Consider the following 905-nt stretch of genomic DNA (forward strand, 5'->3'; position numbering starts at 1 on the left):
CGCCTGTCAAAGAAAGACAGACGGCTGATTAAGAAAGCGATGCTGAAAGCCGCCGCCAAAGGCTGCGATGAGGTTTACAGAATCGCGGAGGGATTGAAAGACGGCTTTGAATTACTTGGTCGGAAAGACGGTTGACTGCCCGGACAGACGGGCGACCGATAAAGGAAAGCCCGTCAGGGATGACGGGCTAAGGTGGCTGTTCTAAACCACGTTATGGAGTCGAGATTATGAACGATGCAGAGACACAATGCAAGCGGATTGTCGATTATATCCGCGCAAACGGTTATATCACGTCGCTGGTTGCGTATGAAGAGCTAAAAGTTACTCAACTGTGTGCGCGAATAATCGACTTGGAAAGCAGGGGATTTGTTTTTAACAAGCCGCGATTCAAGGTTGGGAGCTGTAAAAACCCGGTTGCCCATTATTCGATAGCTAAATCAGGGATTGAGCCATGAGCCGAGAACAAAGAATACACGAGGCCCGATTGCTGGTGTTGGCTTATATGCAAGCCGAAGACGTGAGCAAGGCGCAGGAAGCGTTGGACAAGTGGGTTGAGGAAGTGAAAGGGGTTGATGATGTCAATTATTCGGACAAAACGTGAACACAATTACACAGTCATAAGCAACAAAGTTTATGAAAAAAATCAACTTAGTTGGCAGGCAATGGGGTTACTTGGGTATCTGCTGACAAAGCCTGATAACTGGCAAGTCATGGTTGCAGAGCTTGTGAATGTGACCAAAGACACGAAGAAGCCAACAGGCAGAGAGGGTATTTACAACATCATCAACGAACTAAAAGAGAAAGGCTTTATTTCAGTAAGAAAAAACAGTGATGGTTCAACGGATTATACAGTTTATGACGAGCCGTTTCAAAACCCTAATCAGGGTAAGCCTAATCAGGGTAAG

At 46.2% G+C, this 905-nt stretch carries 2 protein-coding genes and 1 pseudogene; all 3 read left to right on the forward strand.

Features of this window, described 5'->3' with window-relative positions; translation table 11 throughout:
* The first annotated feature begins 227 nt into the window (after positions 1–227).
* On the forward strand, positions 228–455 hold the full coding sequence (locus HMPREF3052_RS02345; RefSeq protein WP_070748264.1) for a helix-turn-helix domain-containing protein: 228 nt from the start codon (positions 228–230) through the stop codon (positions 453–455).
* Positions 452–601: a hypothetical protein gene (locus HMPREF3052_RS11720; RefSeq protein WP_168165936.1), complete on the forward strand. Its 150-nt coding sequence runs from the start codon at positions 452–454 to the stop codon at positions 599–601. The genes HMPREF3052_RS02345 and HMPREF3052_RS11720 overlap by 4 nt, the downstream gene beginning before the upstream one ends.
* Positions 573–905: pseudogene (locus HMPREF3052_RS02350) on the forward strand (hypothetical protein); the annotation flags it as partial. The gene HMPREF3052_RS11720 and the pseudogene HMPREF3052_RS02350, both read left to right, overlap by 29 nt.

The sequence above is a fragment of the Neisseria sp. HMSC056A03 genome (assembly GCF_001815685.1).
GTDB lineage: Bacteria > Pseudomonadota > Gammaproteobacteria > Burkholderiales > Neisseriaceae > Neisseria > Neisseria subflava.

Coding starts and splice junctions, on each gene's coding strand:
- HMPREF3052_RS02345 (WP_070748264.1), top strand. CDS start 228: ATGAACGATGCAGAGACACAATGCAAGCGGATTGTCGATTATATCCGC.
- HMPREF3052_RS11720 (WP_168165936.1), top strand. CDS start 452: ATGAGCCGAGAACAAAGAATACACGAGGCCCGATTGCTGGTGTTGGCT.